This is a genomic window from Rhodoblastus sp., assembly GCF_041915505.1.
In the GTDB taxonomy this organism is placed as follows: domain Bacteria; phylum Pseudomonadota; class Alphaproteobacteria; order Rhizobiales; family Beijerinckiaceae; genus Rhodoblastus.
The window spans coordinates 1-2142 of sequence record NZ_JAYSBG010000483.1 but is presented as its reverse complement, the minus strand read 5'-3'; the positions used below and the strand labels follow the sequence as shown (position 1 = coordinate 2142).

The 2142-nt window shown below is 66.8% G+C and carries 3 protein-coding genes; 2 read left to right on the top strand and 1 reads right to left on the bottom strand.

Annotation, left to right across the window (positions count from 1 at the left end; all coding sequences use genetic code 11):
- Both hemW and ACE3S9_RS18930 read left to right on the top strand, forming a co-directional pair.
- Window positions 1-1027: radical SAM family heme chaperone HemW (gene hemW, locus ACE3S9_RS18935; protein WP_374548029.1), on the top strand; the 1027-nt coding region annotated here is incomplete at its 5' end.
- 74 nt (window positions 1028-1101) lie between these two features.
- Window positions 1102-1374, top strand: a complete 273-nt coding sequence (locus ACE3S9_RS18930) for a hypothetical protein (protein ID WP_374548028.1) — start codon at window positions 1102-1104, stop codon at window positions 1372-1374.
- A gap of 147 nt (window positions 1375-1521) precedes the next feature.
- On the opposite strand, the gene ACE3S9_RS18925 is transcribed toward ACE3S9_RS18930, so the two are convergent.
- Window positions 1522-2001 carry a J domain-containing protein gene (locus tag ACE3S9_RS18925; protein WP_374548027.1) on the bottom strand — a complete coding sequence of 160 codons (480 nt, stop codon included), beginning with the start codon at window positions 1999-2001 and terminating at the stop codon, window positions 1522-1524.
- Between the last annotated feature and the right edge of the window lie 141 nt (window positions 2002-2142).

The window sequence follows — 2142 nt, the reverse complement described above, 5'->3', positions numbered from 1 at the left end:
TCAGGCCGAGCTGAAGCACCGCGCCGACCTGACCCAAGGCCGGCAAGTCCGCTCGATCTTTTTCGGCGGCGGTACGCCCTCGCTGATGGCGCCGGAGACTGTCGCCGCCATTATCGAAACCATCGGCGAGCTGTGGAAGCTCGATCCCAAAGCCGAGATCACGCTGGAGGCGAATCCATCCAGCGTCGAGGCCGGCCGGTTTCGCGGCTATCGCGGGGCCGGGATCAATCGCGTCTCGCTTGGCGTCCAGGCGCTTAACGATGCGGACCTCAAGCTGCTCGGGCGGCTGCATAGCGCCGAGGAGGCGATGCGCGCCCTCGACATCGCCACGCAAACCTTCGACCGGGCCTCGTTCGACTTGATCTACGCCCGCCCCGGCCAGTCGCCGCAGGCCTGGGCGCGCGAATTGTCCGAGGCCTTGGCGCGCGCGCCGGAACATCTCTCGCTCTATCAGCTCACCATCGAGCCGGACACGATGTTCGAGCAACTTTGGCGCGCCGGGAAACTGAAAATCCCCAAGGCGGATGTCGCTCGCGACCTGTGGGACGTCACCCAGGAGTTGACCGAAAAGGCCGGCATGCCGGCCTATGAGATTTCCAATCACGCCCGGCCGGGCGCCGAGAGCCGGCATAATCTGATCTATTGGCGCTATGGCGAATATGTCGGCGTCGGTCCGGGCGCGCATGGCCGCATCGTCGCGGCCAAGGGCGGCCGCCGCGCCCACGCCACCGAGCCGCATCCCGAAATGTGGCTGACCGTGGTCGAGACGGAAGGCTGCGGCCTGGTCGAGGACGAGGCTTTGTCGATCGAGGCGCAGGGCGACGAATTCCTGCTGATGGGCCTGCGCCTGACCGAGGGCATCGACCCGGCGCGGTTCCAGGCCCTGACCGGCAAAAGGTTCGAAGCCTCGCGCGTCGCCGATCTGATCGCCAATGGCATGGTGGAATATACCCGCCAGGGCCGTATCCGGGTGACCTCGGAAGGCTTTCCGGTGCTCGACGCGGTGGTGGCCGATCTCGCCGCCTGAGCGCCGTTTCGCCTTCTCGCCTTATTTTGGACATTCCCATGCGGTGACTGAAGTCATAGCAAAGGGGTTGATTCATGATCAGGACATCGCTCGCCGCCATTCTGGCGCTGGGATTGGTTTGCGCCAGCGCAGAGGCTTTCGCGGATGAGCGCCCGCTCGACGGCCTGCTCGGCGCCGGCGCCGGCGCGCTGGTGTTCGGCCCGGTCGGCCTGGTCGCCGGCGGCGTCATCGGCTATGCGGCTGGCCCCGGCATTGGCTGCGGGCTGCGCGGCGGCTGCGGGCGGCGCCGTCACGCCGGCCATTACCGCCATCAGGCGTCCGCTTCGACGACGACGCCGAGAAACTGAGTTCACACTGAGTTTCGATGATCGCGACTCATCGCGATCATCGAGGCCCCTCGCATCAGCCGGCAGCCCGGCTTCAGACGGGCGTCTAAAACGACGCCCTACCGGTCGCATTCGCTCCTTACCGGTTCTCATAAATGAGAACCGGCATCAGTTTACGGCCGAGGCTCGCTCGAGTAGAGCGTCGCGGGCCTCGGTCAGCCGGATATAGGCTGCGTGCTCGCCGCCGGCGTCCGGATGGGCCTTTTTGGCCAGGCGGCGGAAGGCCGCGTTGATCTCGGCGGCCGTGAGCGCGCCCTCCGCCCGAAGCTCCAGCGTTTCGCGATGGTCGAAATCGTCGTCGGGTTCGGCGAAGCGTGCGGCAAAAGCGCGGCGCTGTTCGCGCGCTTGCAGGCGCAATTCGACCTGATCGTCCCGCCAGCGCTCGCGCGACATCACGAGGCAGGCCCCGAAGGCGACGCGGCCGATGCTTTCCAATTCGTCGAGGCTGAACGGGCCGACCACGTCATAAGGCGCGGCCAGCCAGGCGTTGCGCCCCGCCGCGTCCTGCTCGATCCGGCCCATGGCCGCCATGTCGAGAACGCCGAGCGAGCCGTTCCAGACTACCCATTCGTCCTTGTTGTCGCTCATGCGCCAAAACCCGCGGCCCGTCCGTGAGACTCATATCAAGGGACGTTGCAAAACGGCCCTTGAACCCGCGCCGACTGGCGCGGCGGCGGCTGACGCCGCCGGGCGCCAGGGCCTTTGACGCGTCGAAAGCCCAGGGAACAG